Raw genomic sequence first — 16,625 nt, forward strand, 5'->3', positions numbered from 1 at the left:
GAGACTGATTTGATTCAGGAAGACGAAAGCCGCATCCCGGGCGAGCGCGCAGAGACCGTCAATGCACGGAAGATCGACAACAATCCCGTCCTAAAGCGGGGCGCCGTTGCACTGGCGGTCTTTGCCTTCGTCGCCTTCGCACTCTGGTCGATGAGCGATGAGACGACGTCGACGGATGGGGCGAAGCCGGATCGGGTCGTCATTCGCCAGACGACGGACTTCGAACCGGCCAAGGAGAAAATGGAACCGGTACAGCCAGTACCGGAAGTGAAGCTACCGACCCCCGTCATGACCGAGGAGGTGAAGGAGGAAGATCCGCTGCTCGATTCGGCGCGGCGGGCGCCTGTGATGGCCTATAGCGGCGGACAGAAAGCCGCGGCATCGCGCCATGATACCGCGGACCCTGCCATTTCGACGGACAGCAATTTCCTGCCGCTCGATGGAAACATGATGGGCCAGAATACAGCCAATGCCGATGAACAGCGATTCAACGGTTTGCTACGATCGACCAAGCTTGAGGGCTCGCGCGCCGGCACACTCGGCAATCGTAACTTCATCGTCGCAATGGGGACCTCGATACCCTGCGTCCTGGAAACTGCCATGGCATCCGATCAGCCCGGCTTTACAAGCTGCGTGATCAACCGTGATGTCCTCTCGGATAACGGCCGCGTCGTGCTGATGGAGAAAGGCACTCAAGTTCTTGGCGAGTATCGCGGCGGTCTTCAGCGCGGAAAGAAGCGCCTCTTTGTGCTCTGGAACCGGGCGAAGACCCCGAACGGCGTCATCGTCACACTGGCCTCACCGGCGACGGATGCGCTCGGCCGGGCCGGCGTCGACGGCCATGTGGACACCCACTGGTGGGAGCGGTTCGGAGCTGCGCTTCTTCTTTCCATCTTTGGCGACGCCACGAGCTATGCCAGCAGCCGCCTGCAGGAAAGCGATGTCGACACGCAGAACACGACAAGCGCAGGCCAGCAGGCGGCGGCGATCGCTGTCGAGCAATCGATCAACATTCCGCCGACGCTCAACAAACATCAGGGTGAACTGGTCTCGATCTTCGTGGCACGCGATCTCGACTTTTCCGGTGTCTACGGATTACGGGTGACGGAGCCGAAAAACAAGGTCCTCGGCCGGGCGGTGCCGGACTTCAGGCCGCAGTCAACGCTCGTGACGAAGTAGAGCAAAGGCGATGACCGAAGGGGCCGACGCAACGGTCGTTCGTGAGCTGCTCTCTCCGTTCGCGCCGTTCCTCGGTAACAGCACGCTCTACGAAGTGATCGTAAACCGGCCCGGGGAGGTGTTGACGGAAGGCGCTGGTGGTTGGCGGACCTATGATCTGCCGGATCTTTCCTTCGAGAAGCTGATGCGCCTTGCCCGGGCCGTGGCCAGTTTCTCCCATCAATTCATTGATGAAACCCGGCCAATCCTGTCGGCAACGCTGCCGGGGGACGAACGGATCCAGATAGTCATTCCACCGGCTACCAGCAGGAATACGGTCAGCATCACTATCCGTAAGCCGTCCTCGGTCACATTCACGCTCGATGATCTGGAAGAAAGAGAGTTCTTCTCCGAGACGCGTGCGGTCAACGACGGCGCCTCGACACAGGACCAGGATTTGGCGGCGCTGTACCGTGCCGGTCGCTTCAAGGATTTTCTGCAGGAAGCCGTCATTTCACGGAAGAACATCGTTATCTCAGGCGCAACCGGATCGGCCAAGACGACGCTTTCGAAAGCGCTGATCAAACACATTCCCGAGCATGAGCGGATCATTTCGATCGAGGACACTCCCGAACTCGCTATTCCACAGCCGAACCACGTGCGTCTGTTCTATTCGAAAGGCGCCCAGGGACTTTCAGCCGCCGGCCCTAAAGAACTGCTGGAATCATGCCTCCGGATGCGGCCGGACCGCATACTGCTGCAGGAGCTGCGCGATGGCACGGCCTTCTACTACGTCCGCAACGTCAACTCCGGCCACCCCGGATCGATCACCACCGTGCATGCCGACTCCGCCAAGCTCGCTTTCCAACAGCTGACGCTGCTTGTGAAGGAGTCCGAAGGGGGCCGCAATTTGGATCGGGAAGACATTGAACAATTGTTGAGGGTTTCGATCGACGTCATCGTTCAATGCAAGCGAATGGATGGTCGGTTTCGTGCGACAGAAATCTACTTTCGAGCCTGACAAATTATTTGGTCCGGCGTCGCAAGCCTCGATTTCGGACTGACGGCCGAGCGACAAAACGGAGAATGGGTCATCGCGCACGAACACCATTCGATGGCAACGACTGAGGAGCGCTTCATTGAACAGCTATCTCGGTTGGCGGGTGGCGCGATGGCCGGATCGGAATGGCTCTGGTGCCGGCGTCTCGATGATCAGGAGCGCCGCGCCGATCGGGCCGATGCCGGGAATAGTATTGAGACGTTTGCTGTGTTCGTCGGCTCGCTGCCATGCCATGATCCTGGCATCCACGTCTGCAATCTTTTCTTCGATCTGGGCGTATTCCGCAACCTGGCTCGCGAACACTTCCCGCGTCAGCTCAGGCACGGTCTCGTCGGACTGTATCCGTTCAAGCAGCAGGGGAATGTGCGCCAGTTCCTTGACGACGGAAATGCCGAATTCAGCGGTGTAACCGCGGATTGCACTGGCGAGTTGGGTGCGGTTGCGGATCAAACGCTCCCGGACGCTGACCAACACGGCGGCGGCTTGCTCATTGACGGCCTTGGCCGACACGAACCGCATCGTCGGGGGCAGGCCTTGGCGGAGGGAGCGCATTTCGTTTCCCAGGATCAGAATGTCGCGCTCTATGGCATTCCGTTCGCGACTTGCTGGGATCCTGTTGTCTCGTGATCACCGCCGGGCCTGGTTCCGCTACTAAGCCGGCTCCGACCGCTCGGATGGGGCGCGTGCCGCGATGTGCCTGGAGAACACCAACAGCGCAGATAGCCGGGCGCCCGGGGGGAGTGGGGGAAGATCACCTATCGCTCACGCGAGCGGCTTCATCAGGTGTTGCCGCGCGGGCTGCAGGCGGCGATACATTCGCCGCGTCTACCTCTCGGATCAACATAAGGGGTGATATCGTTAGCGACGTGCTCACCCGCCTGCTGTAGCTGAGAGAGCGCGAGGGCATGGCGTTGACCGGCACGCGGACCAACGTATCAAGGGATGCGCGGCCGATCTCCCGCGGCGTGGACCGGACAGCATAATGGTTTGTCGCGTCCTTCAGTTGCCCCGAACCATTCCCGTTTTGTGTCGCTCGTATAGACGACCGCCTGCTTTTGCGGCCAACCCCTAAAGGGGTAAGACTCGCCCGAAATTTTTGCAAAATTCGATTTCGGTTCTTTCTCCTGGCGGAAAATAGAATTTGGCAAAATTTTCGACCGAGCTGACCGAGCACGCCGGCCGTCTCTTCGTGCGCCATCGGGAATGGTCCCGAGCAACTGAAGGAGACAGAAGCATGGCCACCACGATCGCAACCCTGACGCAGAAGACCGATGGCATCCTCGAAGGCGTCTTCGCCACCATCCGGGTCAACGCCCCGATCGCCATCGTCCCGAACGCAGCCAAGTCGAGCGAAGAAGCCCCCGATTACCGCGTCATCAACCGCAAGACCGGCTTCGAAATCGGCGCGGGCTGGAACCGCATCGCCCGCCAGACCGGCGAGGAATACCTCTCAGTGAAGCTGGAGGCTCCCGAGATCGGCGTGATCTTCGGCAACCTCGCACAGGCACCCGGCGGCGATCCGAGCAAGAAGGTGATCCTCTGGAACAATCCGGACTGACGAGCCAAGCGAGCGGCCCCGAGAAATCGGGGCCGACTTCGCCGTTACTCGGTTTGATCGTTAAACGCAGCACCGGGAACAAAAGCGGGCATCGAACCCGCTTTTGCTCCTCTCCCCTGCCACACGAGGCGAAAGCTTGTCTGATCAAATAGCCAAGTCTGCCATGAGGGCTCGCGCCGCCTCAAGGCCTTCGCGGCCCCTCCAATTTTCAGCCGGTGCCCTTAAGGGCACCGTCAGAAAATCGGTTCCTCCGCTCGCCGCCTCCGGCGGTCGCTGACGCGATCCTTGACCCGGCCCGATCCTCTCGACCCCCGTGGCGTCATCTTCACATTATCCAAGGAGAAGACGACGATGACGATTGCAACAGAAATTCAGGTTGAAGAACTGCGCGCCGAGCTCAGGAACGCGGACGCTGCCGAGCGCCACCAGATCGAAGCCGAGCTGGAATTGGCTCAGGCCGAACTGGCGGCAGCGACCGCCGAACAGGAGGGCACCTTCGACCCCGCGCCGCCCTTCTGAGGGCGGCGTTTGCCTTCCCGCCTGAGCCGACACGCGAAACGACCGACGCGTCGGCCGAAGCTCCGCTTCGTACCAATGATCACCGGCGAGGATCAGGGCGCGCTCGCTGCGGGAAACCCCAGGCCATGTGTTCACGTCGAACGCGTGTTTCGGTCTTTAGCCGCGCGCCTGTCTGGTCCGCAGCAGATCGAGGATCATGTGCAGAGCATCCTCTTCCTTGTCGAAGTGATGCACCATGGCCCGATGCGCCCCAACGCCGTATCAGGCAGGGCGTGCCGAACAGCGTCGGTTCGATCGCGAGCGTGTAGAAGCGCGCCACGGTTTTCGTCGCATCCGTGCGTTCGATGTAGAACTGATAGGCTGAGTGAGCATGACGGAAGAATCGCCCGTTCCGGCTTTTGAGTTCAACGACACTTATGAATCGGTCGGCCCACACCGATTCATTTTCGTGATTGATCGTCGAGACTGGAGATCGTTGTTCGGGCGAGCCAGCCGACGGCCGACGGAGTGCTATTCGCTTCGCTCACCGGTCCCGCGAGCGGTCTCCGCCTGCGGTCACGCCCCCCTCTCGCTCGATGTTGCGACCCGGATCGGCCGAATTATCGCAAGAGGATTTCCTCGCTTGCCCTTGGGTGTGGGAACAGTATGACCATTTTGTTGCTTCGATCTGCGCTAGCGAATACCGAGGAGCCCGTCATGTCGACAGAGCCTCAAAACGCTTAACGCGAAACCGGCGCGACGAGCCGAAGCGGAGCTTTTCACGCGCTTCGATTCATCGTCAGCCCTCCGTACGCGATTGGCTTCGGCGTCCTCAGGGCGGCGGTTTACAGCGCGTGGTATTCGCCTTCTATACCCTTTGCATGTTCCCCCCGGCACAGGTTTTATGATGCTTACGGCGATCGTCGTGTGCCGATGTCGATCGTCGTCCACGCCCATCCCGACGCGGCCAACGGCATGCCCTTCTGGGCGTTTGGTCTAACGGTGCTCGGGCTCACTCCTTCGGCCATACACTCTTTCTAGACTGGTTCACGCCGCCAGGCGCGGAGGACCCGTTCGCCCTGTATTTGCCGCACCGAGCGATAGAGATTTTTTCCCGGCGTCTGTTGGCGGCCCATCACGGGATCGGCTTGACGAAGCGGTTTGCCTTTGCCGCCTCCTTCATGTCCTTTCGCCGGAAGTAGATCGCGCGCCCGCAGCGGATCGGGCTGTGCCCCTGGACGATGATGATCTGTTCGTCCTTTCGCATCGAGTGGGTGATTTCGTGCGGCATGATCAGCGGTCGCCGCTGGTAATTGACGCTCTCTGATTTGCGCGAGGCGCCGTTCTTCGTATCCCAGCCGATATTGCGGGAGCTTCCCTTCACCTCCACCGTCATCTCACCGCATTGCGCCGAGACATTGCGCGCCGTGTCGAACGCCTTGATCGCGGCATAGGAGGCCAAGGCGCAGCCATCAATCCATGACGTCGCGCCATCCCGCCCGAAATGCCGCTCCAACTGCCCCAGGGATTGGTACATCAGCATCATGCTGATGCCGTACTTGCGGCCGCGGTCGCGTGCCTCCTCGAGGACGCGCATGTAGCCGAGGAGATCGACCTCATCGAGCATGAAGAGTGCCCGGCGCTGGAAGGCACCATCGGCCTGGACCATGGCATTGATCAGCGAGCCGATGATGACGCGGCCGATTCCTGGATAGGAGCGCAGGATCGTTGCCGGGATATTCAGAAACACGTCCTTCTTGGCTGTAACGATGTCGCTCGATTTGAAGGCGCTGCCGCAGACGAGCGCGGCGTAATTGTCGAGCGACAGCCACTGCGTGTCTTTCGAGGCGGTCGAATAGACGCCGCTGAACGTCTGCTCGGTCATGTTGGTGAAGACGCCGAGCGTTTCGCGGATGAAGGCAGAGTGCGAGTGCTCCTGAACGTCGCGCAGCATGGCGAGCACCGAGGGCTCAGGTTCCGAGACGATTTGCCGGAGACTGCGTAAGTTGCGCCGCCCCTCAAAATCCGGCGAGAACATGACGTGTGCAAGCAAGCCTGTCAGTAGATTGTGCGCCTGGTTCTGGAAGTAGGCGCCGCTCGAGCTTTCGAAGCGAGCGCTTTCCGACAGCAGCATATGCGCAAGGCCGACAATATCCTCTTCTTGTCTCTTCGACGCCTCGATCCCGTCGAGCACATTAAATCCCATAGTCGGGTTCGTTGGATCGAGCACCATCACCTCGCGCCCAAGGACACGGCTTCGGTGCTCGACTACCATAGGCGCGACCTCGGTCGACGGGTCGAGGCAGATCAGTGGTCCGGTATAGCGCAGCGCCGTCGGAACAACGTTGCTCGTCGTTTTGTAGCCACCTGACCCGGCGAAGAAGAGCATATGGGTGGAGTCGAAGTCCTGCTTGTAAGTGAGCAAAGGGGCTTTGCCCCCCTGTCCCCAAGTACTGCGATCATTTGGATCGAAGGGCAGTCCATGGACGATATCCTTGTCGACGCGGTAGCGCTCACCGACAACGATCTCGCCCTCCGGCGGAAACAACTTTCCGGCGGCCGACATCGGCAGCCAGTCCGCGTCGCCGAAGGTGCCGCGCCTGGCGCGCTTCACCGGCTCGGGCACGACGGTGGAAATGCGCGCGGCCACCGCCGCCGCCATGAAGCCCGCGACTGCACTGAAAACGGCGACCATATCGAGATAGGAAAGGGCACGGTCCCATGTCACCGCTCTGCTCTCCACGGACGGGGCGAGCCGGCCGAACTCTCGCAGCGCGTAAAAACCGGCGACCGCCAGAAAGCAGACGAGGCTCGCCATCGCGACCGGCCTTCGCCGGTGCAATGGCAGCGCCCAGACGCTCAACAGTCCTGCCAGTGGTCCGAACAGAAGCGCCGGCACAGGAGAAGCGCGTAGAAACCAATATTCCGCTTTCCCGGATAGGCCGCCGGCGAGTGTTGGCCAGCGCCAGCCGACCACATAGACGGCGACAGCCGTTACCGCGATAGGCACCAGGACGAGCAACAGGCTCGGATGCGGTTTTGCTCGCACGGTCATTCGGTTGCCTCCGGGATGCGCGTCGAATGACCGTCAAGCGCCGGTGCCTTGAACGCTTCCTCGCCGATATCGCGCAACCGCCGATGCTCCGATGAGCCCGGATCAAGCCTCGCCAGTTCGAGTAGACCGCCGAGCAGAAACGCCCGGTCGGCCTTCGTGAGACCCGCCCTGACGACGATGCCGCCGAGTAAAAACTTCTCGCGCGCCTCGCGTTTGCGATCAGCTGTCATGAGAAACCTCCGCCGACGTTCCAGTCCCGCCAGCTGCTGGTCGACGCGGCGAAGTAGATACGCCGGCAGTCCCCTTCTTTTCTTCCTTACGAAATCGCGCGGCGATCTCTCCGAAAATCCGATCGACCTCCTCGTCAGCAATCTCCATTTCCGCCAGCCCCGATTTCGTTGCCGCGCGCGCAAAGCGTTCGGCGGACTTTGCGATCATCGCGCGTCTGCGCTCGCGTAGCTTCTCGATCTGTGCGTCGATTTCGGCGATCGATGATTTTGCGGCCATTCCGATGTCCTTTCCGGGTTCGACCAACCTCCACGGGGTGACTATACTATCTAGAATACGATAGTTAAATAGGCTAGCCTACAACCGAGAAGGCGGCATCGGCCCTGGCAGGCCGATCGGTTTGAGGGCGCAATATACGTCGCTGGCGCGACGTGCTTGGACGATGCGGAGACAGCCGTGGCGATCATGTTCGTCAGAGCGCAGGTGATCGGCAGGGGAGCGGGACGTAGCATCGTCTCGGCCGCCGCCTATCGCCATCGCACCCGGATGATGGACGAGCAGGCTGGGACGTCCTTTAGCTATCGCGGCGGATCGCGGGAACTGGTGCATGAGGAGCTGGCGTTGCCGGACGATATCCCGGCCTGGCTGAAGACGGCGATCAACGGGCAACTGGTCGGCAAGGCAATTGAGGCGCTCTGGAATGCGGTGGATGCCTTCGAGACGAGGGTCGACGCCCAGCTTGCGCGTGAGCTGATTGTCGCCCTGCCGGAGGAGCTGACGCAGGCGGAGAACATCTCACTTGTCCGTGAATTTGTCCGCGACAATCTGACGTCGAAGGGAATGGTGGCTGACTGGGTTTATCATGACAAGGACGGCAATCCCCACATCCATCTGATGATCCCGCTGCGTCCCCTGACAGAAGAAGGGTTCGGGCCGAAGAAGGTGCCGGTGCTTGGCGAGCACGGCGAGCCGCTGCGCGTCGTCACGCCGGAGCGGCCGAACGGCAAGATCGTCTACAAGCTCTGGGCCGGCGACAAGGAAACGATGAAGGCCTGGAAGATCGCCTGGGCAGAAACCGCCAATCGGCATCTGGTGCTTGCCGGCCACGAGATCCGCCTCGACGGCCGCTCTTATGACGAGCAGGGTCTCGACGGGATTGCGCAAAAGCATCTCGGACCGGAAAAGGCGGCGCTCGCCCGCAAGGGCGTCGCGATGTATTTTGCGCCGGCCGATCTCGCCCGCCGGCAGGAGATGGCCGACCGGTTGCTGACCGAGCCCGCGCTTCTGTTCAAGCAGCTTGGCAACGAACGCTCCACCTTCGACGAGAAGGATATCGCCAGGGCGCTGCACCGCTATGTCGACGATCCCGTCGACTTCACCAATATCCGGGCGCGGCTGATGGCATCGGACGAGTTGGTCATGCTGAGGCCGCAGCAGCTCGACGCTGAAACCGGCAAGGCGTCGGAGCCGGCGTTGTTCACGACACGGGAGATCCTGCGTCTCGAATATGCCATGGCAGAGTCCGCTCGAGTGTTGTCAAAGCGCAGGGGCTTCGGCGTCTCCAACGCGCAGGTCGCCGCAGCCGTCCGAAGCATCGAAACGGCTGATACCGAAAAGCCTTTCAAGCTCGATGTGGAACAGATCGATGCCGTTCGCCACGTCACCGGCGACAATGCGATCGCCGCCGTCGTTGGGCTCGCCGGCGCCGGCAAGTCGACGCTGCTTGCTGCCGCACGACTCGCCTGGGAGAGCGGGAACCGGCGGGTCTTCGGTGCGGCGCTGGCCGGCAAGGCGGCCGAAGGGATTGAGGACAGTTCCGGCATCAGGTCGCGCACGCTGGCATCCTGGGAACTTGCCTGGGCGAGCGGGCGCGATCTGCTCCAGCGTGATGACGTGCTGGTCATCGACGAGGCCGGCATGGTGTCGTCGCAGCAGATGGCGCGCGTCCTGAAAGCGGTGGAAGACGCCGGCGCGAAAGCGGTGCTGGTCGGCGACGCCATGCAGCTGCAGCCGATCCAGGCGGGTGCCGCGTTCCGGGCGATATCAGAGCGCGTCGGCTTTGCCGAATTGGCCGGCGTGCGGCGGCAGCGCGATGCGTGGGCGCGCGATGCCTCTCGACTGTTCGCCCGCGGTAAGATCGAAGAGGGCCTCGATACCTATGCTCGGCATGGCCGTATTGTCGCGGCGGAAACGCGTGACGAAATTGTCGACCGCATCGTTGCCGACTGGGCTGATGCGCGCGAACAGGCGCTCGAGAACTCTGTCTCCGGCGGAAATGAAGTTCGGCTTCGCGGCGACGAGCTTCTGGTACTCGCCCACACCAACGACGACGTCCGGAAGCTGAACGAGTCCCTGCGCAGCGTGATGGTGGAGAAGGGCGCGCTGACAGGGGCGCGCGCGTTCCAGACGGCGCGAGGCTTGCGCGAATTTGCCGCCGGCGACCGCATCATCTTCCTCGAGAACGCCCGTTTCGTGGAGCCACGCGCGCGGCATCTTGGTCCGCAATACGTCAAGAACGGCATGCTCGGCACGGTCGTTTCCACCGGCGACAGACGCGGCGATGCGTTGCTGTCGGTCCGGCTCGACAATGGCCGTGACATCGGCATCAGCAAGGACAGCTATCGCAACGTCGATCATGGATATGCCACGACCATTCATAAATCGCAGGGCGCCACCGTCGACCGGACTTTCGTGCTCGCCACCGGCATGATGGACCAGCATCTGACCTATGTGGCGATGACCAGGCATCGTGACCGCGCCGATCTCTATGCGGCGACAGAGGACTTCGAGGCGAGGCCGGAATGGAGGCGTAAGCCGCGCGTCGATCATGCCGCCGGCGTCACCGGCGAACTGGTCGAAGAAGGGATAGCGAAGTTGCGACCCACAGACGAGGATGCGGACGAGAGTCCCTATGCCGACGTCCGGACGGACGACGGAACCGTCCATCGGCTCTGGGGCGTCAGCCTGCCGAAGGCGCTCGAGGCGGCGGGCGTCGCTGAAGGCGATACGGTGACGCTGCGAAAGGACGGCGTCGAGAAAGTCAAGGTCAGGGTGCCCGTCGTCGATAAGGAGATGGGCCAAAAGCGTTTCGAGGAACGGGAAGTCGATCGCAATGTCTGGACCGTCAGGCAGATCGAAACCGCAGACGCTCGCCGGGAGCGGATCGAGCGCGAGAGCCACCGGCCGGAGCTGTTCAGTGAGCTTGTCGAGCGTCTCGGACGATCCGGCGCCAAGACGACGACGCTCGATTTCGAGAGCGAGGCCGGGTACTGGCTGCATGCAAAGGACTTCGCGCGGCGGCGCGGCATCGACACGGTCGCCGAGGTCGCGGCGGAAATAGAGGAGGGCGTTTCGCGGCGGCTGGCGTGGCTTATCGAAAAGAGGGAGCAGGTGGCCAAGCTCTGGGAGCGGGCGAGCGTTGCGCTCGGATTTGCGATCGAGCGCGAACGGCGCGTTTCCTACAGCGAGGAACGGAAGGAATCTCTCTCGGCCCCAATCCCGTTGGTTGGGAAATATCTGATCCCGCCCACCACGAAATTCTTCCGCAGTGTCGAGGAGGACGCACGACTTGCTCAACCCTCCTCCGAACGCTGGAAGGAGCGCGAGGCCATCCTGCGCCCGGTGCTGGCGAAAATCTATCGCGACCCTGATGGCGCGCTATCTACTCTTAATACACTGGCGTCGGACGCCGCCATCGAACCCCGCAAGCTTGCCGACGATCTCGGCAAAGCACCGGACCGGCTTGGCCGACTTCGCGGGTCGGACCACATGGTTGACGGCCGGGCGGCTCGCGACGAGCGCGGCGTCGCCACGGTGTCCCTCCACGAATTGCTGCCCTTGGCCCGCGCCCATGCGACCGAGTTCCGCAGGAATGTCGCACGGTTCCGCGAGCGCGAGCAGACGCGGCGCGCACATATGTCCCTGTCGGTCCCGGCGCTGTCGAAACAGGCCATGGAGCGCCTCGCCGAAATCGAGGTGGTGCGCAAGCAAGGGGGTTACGACGCCTGGAAGACCGCCTTTGCCTTCGCCGCCGAGGATCGCTCGCTCGTGCAGGAGGTGAAGGCAGTGAGCGACGCGCTGACTGCCCGCTTCGGCTGGAGCGCCTTCACGCCGAAGGCCGACGCGATTGTCGAACGCAACATCGACGAGCGCATGCCGGACGATCTCACCGATGAACGGCGGGGGAAGCTGACGCGACTCTTCGAGGTCGTCCGTCGCTTCGCTGAAGAACAGGATCTTGCCGAGAGGAAGGACCGTTCGAAGATCGTTGCCGGTGCAAGTGTCGAGTTCGGGAAGGAGGATAAAGCCGTGCTGCCGATGCTCGCCGCCGTGACGGAATTCAGGACACCGGTGGACGAGGAGGCGGGCCCACGCGCGCTTTCCGCCCCCCACTATCGTCACAATCGCGCTGCGCTCGCCGAGATCGCCAAGCGCATCTGGCTTGATCCGGCCGGCGCCGTCGATAGAATAGAGGCGCTGATCGTCCAGGGTTTTGCGGCCGAGCGGATCGTCGCGGCCGTGGCCAACGACCCAACCGCCTATGGTGCGCTGCGCGGTTCGGAACGCCTGATCGACCGCATGCTTGCTTCCGGCCGGGAGCGGAAAGAGGCTTTGCGGACCGTCTCTGAGGCGTCCGTCTTTTTGCGCTCGCTCGGCGCGGCTTACGTCAGGGCCGTCGACTCGGAGCGCCAAGCCATCACGGAAGAACGACGCCGCATGGCGGTCGCCATTCCAGGATTGTCACAGGCAGCCGAAGACGCGCTGCTGCGGTTGACAGCGGAGATGAAGAAGAAGGACGGCAAGCTCGACGTGGCCGCCGGCGCGCTTGCTCCCGCCGTCGCCCGAGAGTTCGCCGCGGTCAGCCGGGCGCTCGATGAACGCTTTGGCCGCAACGCCATCCTGCGCGGCGAGACGGACGTCATCAATCGCGTGCCGCCGCCGCACCGCCGTGCCTTCGAGGCAATGCAGGACAGGCTGAAGATCTTGCAGGAGACCGTCCGCATGCAGGCGAGCCAGCAAATCATATCGGAGCGTCAGCAGCGCATCATCGATCGCGCGCGCGGCGAAGCCTGTGGAAATTGATCGAGGATGGCAGATGGAACAGCCGCGCTTCATCCTGATCGGCGGTCAACCGGATACGGAGCGACCATCCGCATCCTCGCCGACGATCTTCGCTCTATGATTCCTGGAAGGCCGGAGCTATCGCTGGATCGCCCCCAATCTGGTCGTCAGCAAGTATACGACTGCTCATATCGTCAAACGAGATGGTGGCGAATGAGGTGGTTGCCCAGACTTTCCGCCATTCAGCGACCAAATGCTAAGGGCCGTGATGGGTGGAAACAGGAAGTCCAATGCACAGGCTCGGAACAGCCGCTTTTGCTGGAGGAACCGGCCATCGCAGGATTACTCGAACTCAAGCCGGACTTCATGTACATCTCCATCGCTGGTTCCCACACACGCTACCATGCCCTTACCGAGCGGACTGGCGAGAAACGCATTGGCCCTTAAAGGAAGCTCTCGGAGTGACAAGCATGGTCGAGCTGCATGATTTCGATGTCCTGTCGCCGGAATTCCACGCGAACCCCCTCCCCACGTTCGACCGCATGCGAGCGGAGGGTGCTGTTGTTCGCATGAAGTTGCCGATCCTCGGCCGCACATCGTTCGCGGTCACACATGACGCCTGTGCGGCGCTGTTGAAGGATCACGAGAGCTTCGCGCGCGACCCCGCCAATGCGGGGAGCAGGACCCAGGCGCGAATTCTGACATTCCTGCCGAGAACGATCGGCCTTCTTGCATTGAACATGATCGGCTACGACGATCCCGAGCACCGCCGGCTGCGCGATCTGGTCGACCAGGCGTTCCAGCGTCGATCCATCGAGGCCATGAAGCCGTTGATCACGCAGATCGCCGATCGGCTCCTCGATCGCCTGGAGGCAAAGGGGAAGGTCGATCTCATGTCCGAGTTCTGCCGGGACCTGCCGCTTTCGGTGATCTGCGCGGTGCTCGGCCTGCCGGAGCAGGATCACGATCGCTTCAAGAGATGGCTCGGCGGTCTGACGGACACTGCCAATATTGGCGCGATCATCCGCGCCGTTCCCGGCGTTGTCCGTGTGGTGCGTTATCTTCGCCGCGTCTCGCGGCCGGGAGGCGGAGCTCTGCTTGACGGCCTGGTCGCCACGTTGCGCGATGCCGAAACGGAGGGGCAGACGCTCAGCGAGGACGAACTTGTCTCGATGATCTTCCTGCTCTTCGGCGCTGGACAGGAAACCACCACGCATCTGATTGCCGGCGGGCTTTTCGCGCTGCTGTCGCACGAGGGTGAACGGCTTCGGCTGCAGAATGATTCAAACCTGATGCCCACCTGCGTCGAGGAGTGCCTGCGCTACGTCTCGCCGGTGCAGATGACCAAGCCGCGCTTCGCAAGACGCGACATGAATTGGCAGGGACAGCAATTTCGCCGCGGCGACATGATCGCCGCTTTCCTGGCGGCGGCCAATTGCGATCCTGCCAAGTTCGAGAAGCCGCACCGTTTCGACATCACGCGCCATCCAAATCCGCATCTCTCCTTCGGTACCGGCGTGCATTTCTGCCTCGGTTTCCAACTCGCCCGGGCGGAGGCGGCAATCGCGTTCGAACGCGTCCTGACGCGCTTTCCAGACATGAGCCTTAACAGCGATTTATCGAACATCAGGTGGCGCAAGCGCCTTGGGATTCGCGCCCTGACACAACTGCCCGTGACGCTCGCGGCGTGAAGAAGTCTGCGGGCGCTCCAATCTTCGGCGCGGTAGTGGCGCAACGATCGGACGTGCGGCCGAGATATGGGGGACGTCCCCTGGCTGCCTTCCGCACCACTCAAGACGTTCGCGTCAAGACCCGAAATGACCGCACCGGGTCGATCTTTCCGGTTCCCACCCGTTGCTCATTTGGGCAATCCCCCCTTCAGCAGGCCTTGGCGGAACAGTTCCAGTTGTTCCGGACGCTCCAGCAGCAAACCTCGCCTGACGAAATCCTCCGTAGAGAAATCGGGGCACAGCTTCAGTAGCTGCGCCCTCGCGGTCTCGGTTGCATTTGTATTGCCGGCCTGCGCGTAGCACGCGACCAAGCGCGCACAGGTAAACGGCCCCGGATTGGGGAGCTCCTTGAGCGCCGCTGCAGCGTCCTCGTAGCGGCCAAGAATATAGAGCGCATTGCCAAGCGCGGCGCTGTACCATGGCGGCGGAAACGGGTTCAATCGGAAACCCTCATCGATCCATTCCATGGCCTCTTCCAGCTTGCCCCGACGCGCAAGCAAGCCCCCCATCTGAACCAACGTGTTTGCATCGTTCGGATTGAGCTGATGAGCACGGCGATAGTGTCGTTCCGCAAGTTCGAATTCCCTCCGGTTGACATGAATGAGAGCAAGCAAGCGCTGGCAGCCGCTTTCGCCTTCGTCGAGCGAGACCGCCCTCCGCGCGAGGGAGAGCGCCTCGTCAAGGATGAATGGAGGCGCGTTGGCATAGCCGTTGAGCGCGATCCTTGCCAAGGCCAGGTGGGCGTGCGCCAGCGCGAACTGCGGGTCGCGCTCGATCGCCGCCTCAAACATCTCAGAGGCCTGCCGATTGTCGTCTGCGCCATAGCTGCGCATATGCACAAGCCCGCGCAGGTAGAATTCGTAAGCCACAAGGCTTGTAGTCGGCTTGCGCATTGCCTGGCGAAGATCGGCGCTCTCGATATGCCCCACCAGAGTCGAGACGATCATCCTCGCCACCTCGTCCTGAAGTGCGAAAATGTCAGTCACGTCGCGGTCGTAATGCTCCGACCACAGGTGCGTGCCGCTGGCGGCTTCGATGAGTTGTGTCGTGATGCGTATACGCTCGCCCGAACGGCGAACACTGCCTTCGACGAGATAGGTGGCGCCCAGCTTCCTGCCGATCTCTTTCCGGCCCGTATATTTGCTGCGAAAGCGGAACGATGAGCTTGCGGCAATAACGGAAAGCGAGCGAAATCTTGCGAGGCCGCCGATGATGTCTTCGGTGATGCCATCGCTGAAAAAGGTCTGGTCCGGGGAGCTGCAGAGACTTTCGAACGGTAACACGGCGATGGACGTCCGCGCAGCTATCGAGCATGCCGACGGCGCGGCTACTGGCGCATTCTTCCAACGCCAGACGTGAGCGGGTTTGGCGATGTTCTTGAGTGAGATCTCGCCGCTGTCCACAAAAGCGGCCCGGCACTTTCCGCCAAGCTGGCGATGTACGACGTCGGCGATGCATATTCCTCCCGGCTCGGCTGATGCCTCAAGCCGGGCAGCGATGTTGACGCCGTCTCCCAGCAGATCATCTCCTTCTATGACGACATCGGCGAGATTGATGCCGATTCGAAGGACGATGCGCTCGTCAGACGGTAGCTCCTCCTGATCATGCGCCAGGTCTTTTTGCAGCGCTATCGCGCACTCCACAGCGTCGACGGCGGAGTTGAACGCGACCAGCGCTCCATCCCCTATGAGCTTCACGATCCGACCGCCGCATGCGTCGATGGTGGGAGAGAATATCGAGGCCTGTAGTCGCTTTATTGCCTCAAGCGTGCGCGCCTCGTCGGCCTCCATCAGGCGCGAATAGCCGACAATATCCGTAGCCATAATGACAGCAAGCCGCCGTTCGATCCGCCGCTTCATCCCGCTCTCCACACTCGGGCACGAAATTTTAGCTTTTATTGCTGGAACGAGGAAGCCGCTTAAGAGCTTCATGGCACTGCGTGTCGATTTGCCGGCTGGGAAGGCGACGCTCTCTTCTTGAGCCTATAAAAGGTCCGACGCCACAAGTCATGGCGTTTAAATACCTCTCGCTCCGACTACGAGGGCCCTGCGGGCGCGCTGAGGCGGGCAGGCGCAGCCTACGTACCGCAGAAACAGAACGGCAACTGTCGCGTTCAAAGTGCTCATTAAGCGGGAGTATCTCGGACGTCGACTATGGGTCGCTCCCGGCTGCTGATCAGAAACTGTCGTGCGACTGCTTCTGGACAAACGAGGACGTACACGGTGCTTGCGTGAACCTCGGCTCCCCCCAAAGAGGACGCTTGGCTCGGGGTGAGCA

At 61.8% G+C, this 16,625-nt stretch carries 12 protein-coding genes; 6 read left to right on the plus strand and 6 right to left on the minus strand.

Features of this window, described 5'->3' with window-relative positions; translation table 11 throughout:
- Nucleotides 1-9: 9 nt before the first annotated feature.
- Together virB10 and virB11 are read left to right on the plus strand one after the other, a co-directional pair.
- Entirely contained in the window at nt 10-1,179 is a 1,170-nt protein-coding gene (gene virB10 / locus AC5J09_RS05795; protein ID WP_324763886.1) for a type IV secretion system protein VirB10, read from the plus strand.
- Nucleotides 1,180-1,189: 10 nt separating this feature from the next.
- The gene (virB11, locus tag AC5J09_RS05800) at nt 1,190-2,179 is read left to right on the plus strand and encodes a P-type DNA transfer ATPase VirB11 (protein WP_324763885.1); all 990 of its coding nucleotides are present in this window, start codon (nt 1,190-1,192) and stop codon (nt 2,177-2,179) included.
- Nucleotides 2,180-2,305: 126 nt separating this feature from the next.
- Here virB11 and AC5J09_RS05805 read toward each other — a convergent pair whose 3' ends face one another.
- Nucleotides 2,306-2,770 carry a transposase gene (locus tag AC5J09_RS05805; RefSeq protein WP_494297681.1) on the minus strand — a complete coding sequence of 155 codons (465 nt, stop codon included), beginning with the start codon at nt 2,768-2,770 and terminating at the stop codon, nt 2,306-2,308.
- 682 nt (nt 2,771-3,452) lie between these two features.
- On the opposite strand from AC5J09_RS05805, the gene AC5J09_RS05810 reads away from it, so the two are divergent.
- Together AC5J09_RS05810 and AC5J09_RS05815 are read left to right on the plus strand one after the other, a co-directional pair.
- Nucleotides 3,453-3,776: a DUF736 domain-containing protein gene (locus tag AC5J09_RS05810; RefSeq protein WP_324763884.1), complete on the plus strand. Its 324-nt coding sequence runs from the start codon at nt 3,453-3,455 to the stop codon at nt 3,774-3,776.
- A gap of 351 nt (nt 3,777-4,127) precedes the next feature.
- Nucleotides 4,128-4,295 carry a hypothetical protein gene (locus AC5J09_RS05815; protein WP_324763883.1) on the plus strand — a complete coding sequence of 56 codons (168 nt, stop codon included), beginning with the start codon at nt 4,128-4,130 and terminating at the stop codon, nt 4,293-4,295.
- A gap of 79 nt (nt 4,296-4,374) precedes the next feature.
- On the opposite strand, the gene AC5J09_RS05820 is transcribed toward AC5J09_RS05815, so the two are convergent.
- From AC5J09_RS05820 to AC5J09_RS05835, 4 genes are all read right to left on the minus strand, one after another.
- Nucleotides 4,375-4,731 (minus strand): WGR domain-containing protein, encoded by a 357-nt coding sequence (locus tag AC5J09_RS05820; RefSeq protein WP_494297170.1) that lies wholly within the window; start codon nt 4,729-4,731, stop codon nt 4,375-4,377.
- A 678-nt stretch (nt 4,732-5,409) separates the two neighbouring features.
- Entirely contained in the window at nt 5,410-7,329 is a 1,920-nt protein-coding gene (traG, locus tag AC5J09_RS05825) for a Ti-type conjugative transfer system protein TraG (protein WP_324763882.1), read from the minus strand.
- Complete coding sequence (locus tag AC5J09_RS05830) at nt 7,326-7,559, minus strand: conjugal transfer protein TraD (protein WP_018097210.1); 234 nt, start codon at nt 7,557-7,559, stop codon at nt 7,326-7,328. Before AC5J09_RS05830 ends, traG begins: the two co-directional genes overlap by 4 nt.
- Nucleotides 7,549-7,836, minus strand: a complete 288-nt coding sequence (locus AC5J09_RS05835) for a TraC family protein (protein ID WP_324763881.1) — start codon at nt 7,834-7,836, stop codon at nt 7,549-7,551. The genes AC5J09_RS05830 and AC5J09_RS05835 overlap by 11 nt, the downstream gene beginning before the upstream one ends.
- 177 nt (nt 7,837-8,013) lie before the next feature.
- Between AC5J09_RS05835 and traA the strand changes: the two genes are divergently transcribed.
- Both traA and AC5J09_RS05845 read left to right on the plus strand, forming a co-directional pair.
- Complete coding sequence (gene traA / locus AC5J09_RS05840) at nt 8,014-12,639, plus strand: Ti-type conjugative transfer relaxase TraA (RefSeq protein WP_494297171.1); 4,626 nt, start codon at nt 8,014-8,016, stop codon at nt 12,637-12,639.
- A gap of 449 nt (nt 12,640-13,088) precedes the next feature.
- Nucleotides 13,089-14,309 carry a cytochrome P450 gene (locus AC5J09_RS05845; protein WP_494297173.1) on the plus strand — a complete coding sequence of 407 codons (1,221 nt, stop codon included), beginning with the start codon at nt 13,089-13,091 and terminating at the stop codon, nt 14,307-14,309.
- 167 nt (nt 14,310-14,476) lie between these two features.
- Here the strand turns inward: AC5J09_RS05845 and AC5J09_RS05850 are convergent, their stop codons facing one another.
- Complete coding sequence (locus tag AC5J09_RS05850; RefSeq protein WP_324763878.1) at nt 14,477-16,207, minus strand: adenylate/guanylate cyclase domain-containing protein; 1,731 nt, start codon at nt 16,205-16,207, stop codon at nt 14,477-14,479.
- Nucleotides 16,208-16,625: the final 418 nt, after the last annotated feature.

The organism is Sinorhizobium sp. (assembly GCF_059070375.1).

Bases quoted from the DNA above. Each gene is read 5' to 3' on its own strand.
- virB11 (WP_324763885.1), top strand. From the start codon at position 1,190: ATGACCGAAGGGGCCGACGCAACGGTCGTTCGTGAGCTGCTCTCTCCG.
- AC5J09_RS05805 (WP_494297681.1), bottom strand. From the start codon at position 2,770: ATGCGCTCCCTCCGCCAAGGCCTGCCCCCGACGATGCGGTTCGTGTCG.
- AC5J09_RS05810 (WP_324763884.1), top strand. From the start codon at position 3,453: ATGGCCACCACGATCGCAACCCTGACGCAGAAGACCGATGGCATCCTC.
- AC5J09_RS05815 (WP_324763883.1), top strand. From the start codon at position 4,128: ATGACGATTGCAACAGAAATTCAGGTTGAAGAACTGCGCGCCGAGCTC.
- traG (WP_324763882.1), bottom strand. From the start codon at position 7,329: ATGACCGTGCGAGCAAAACCGCATCCGAGCCTGTTGCTCGTCCTGGTG.
- AC5J09_RS05830 (WP_018097210.1), bottom strand. From the start codon at position 7,559: ATGACAGCTGATCGCAAACGCGAGGCGCGCGAGAAGTTTTTACTCGGC.
- AC5J09_RS05835 (WP_324763881.1), bottom strand. From the start codon at position 7,836: ATGGCCGCAAAATCATCGATCGCCGAAATCGACGCACAGATCGAGAAG.
- AC5J09_RS05845 (WP_494297173.1), top strand. From the start codon at position 13,089: ATGGTCGAGCTGCATGATTTCGATGTCCTGTCGCCGGAATTCCACGCG.
- AC5J09_RS05850 (WP_324763878.1), bottom strand. From the start codon at position 16,207: ATGAAGCGGCGGATCGAACGGCGGCTTGCTGTCATTATGGCTACGGAT.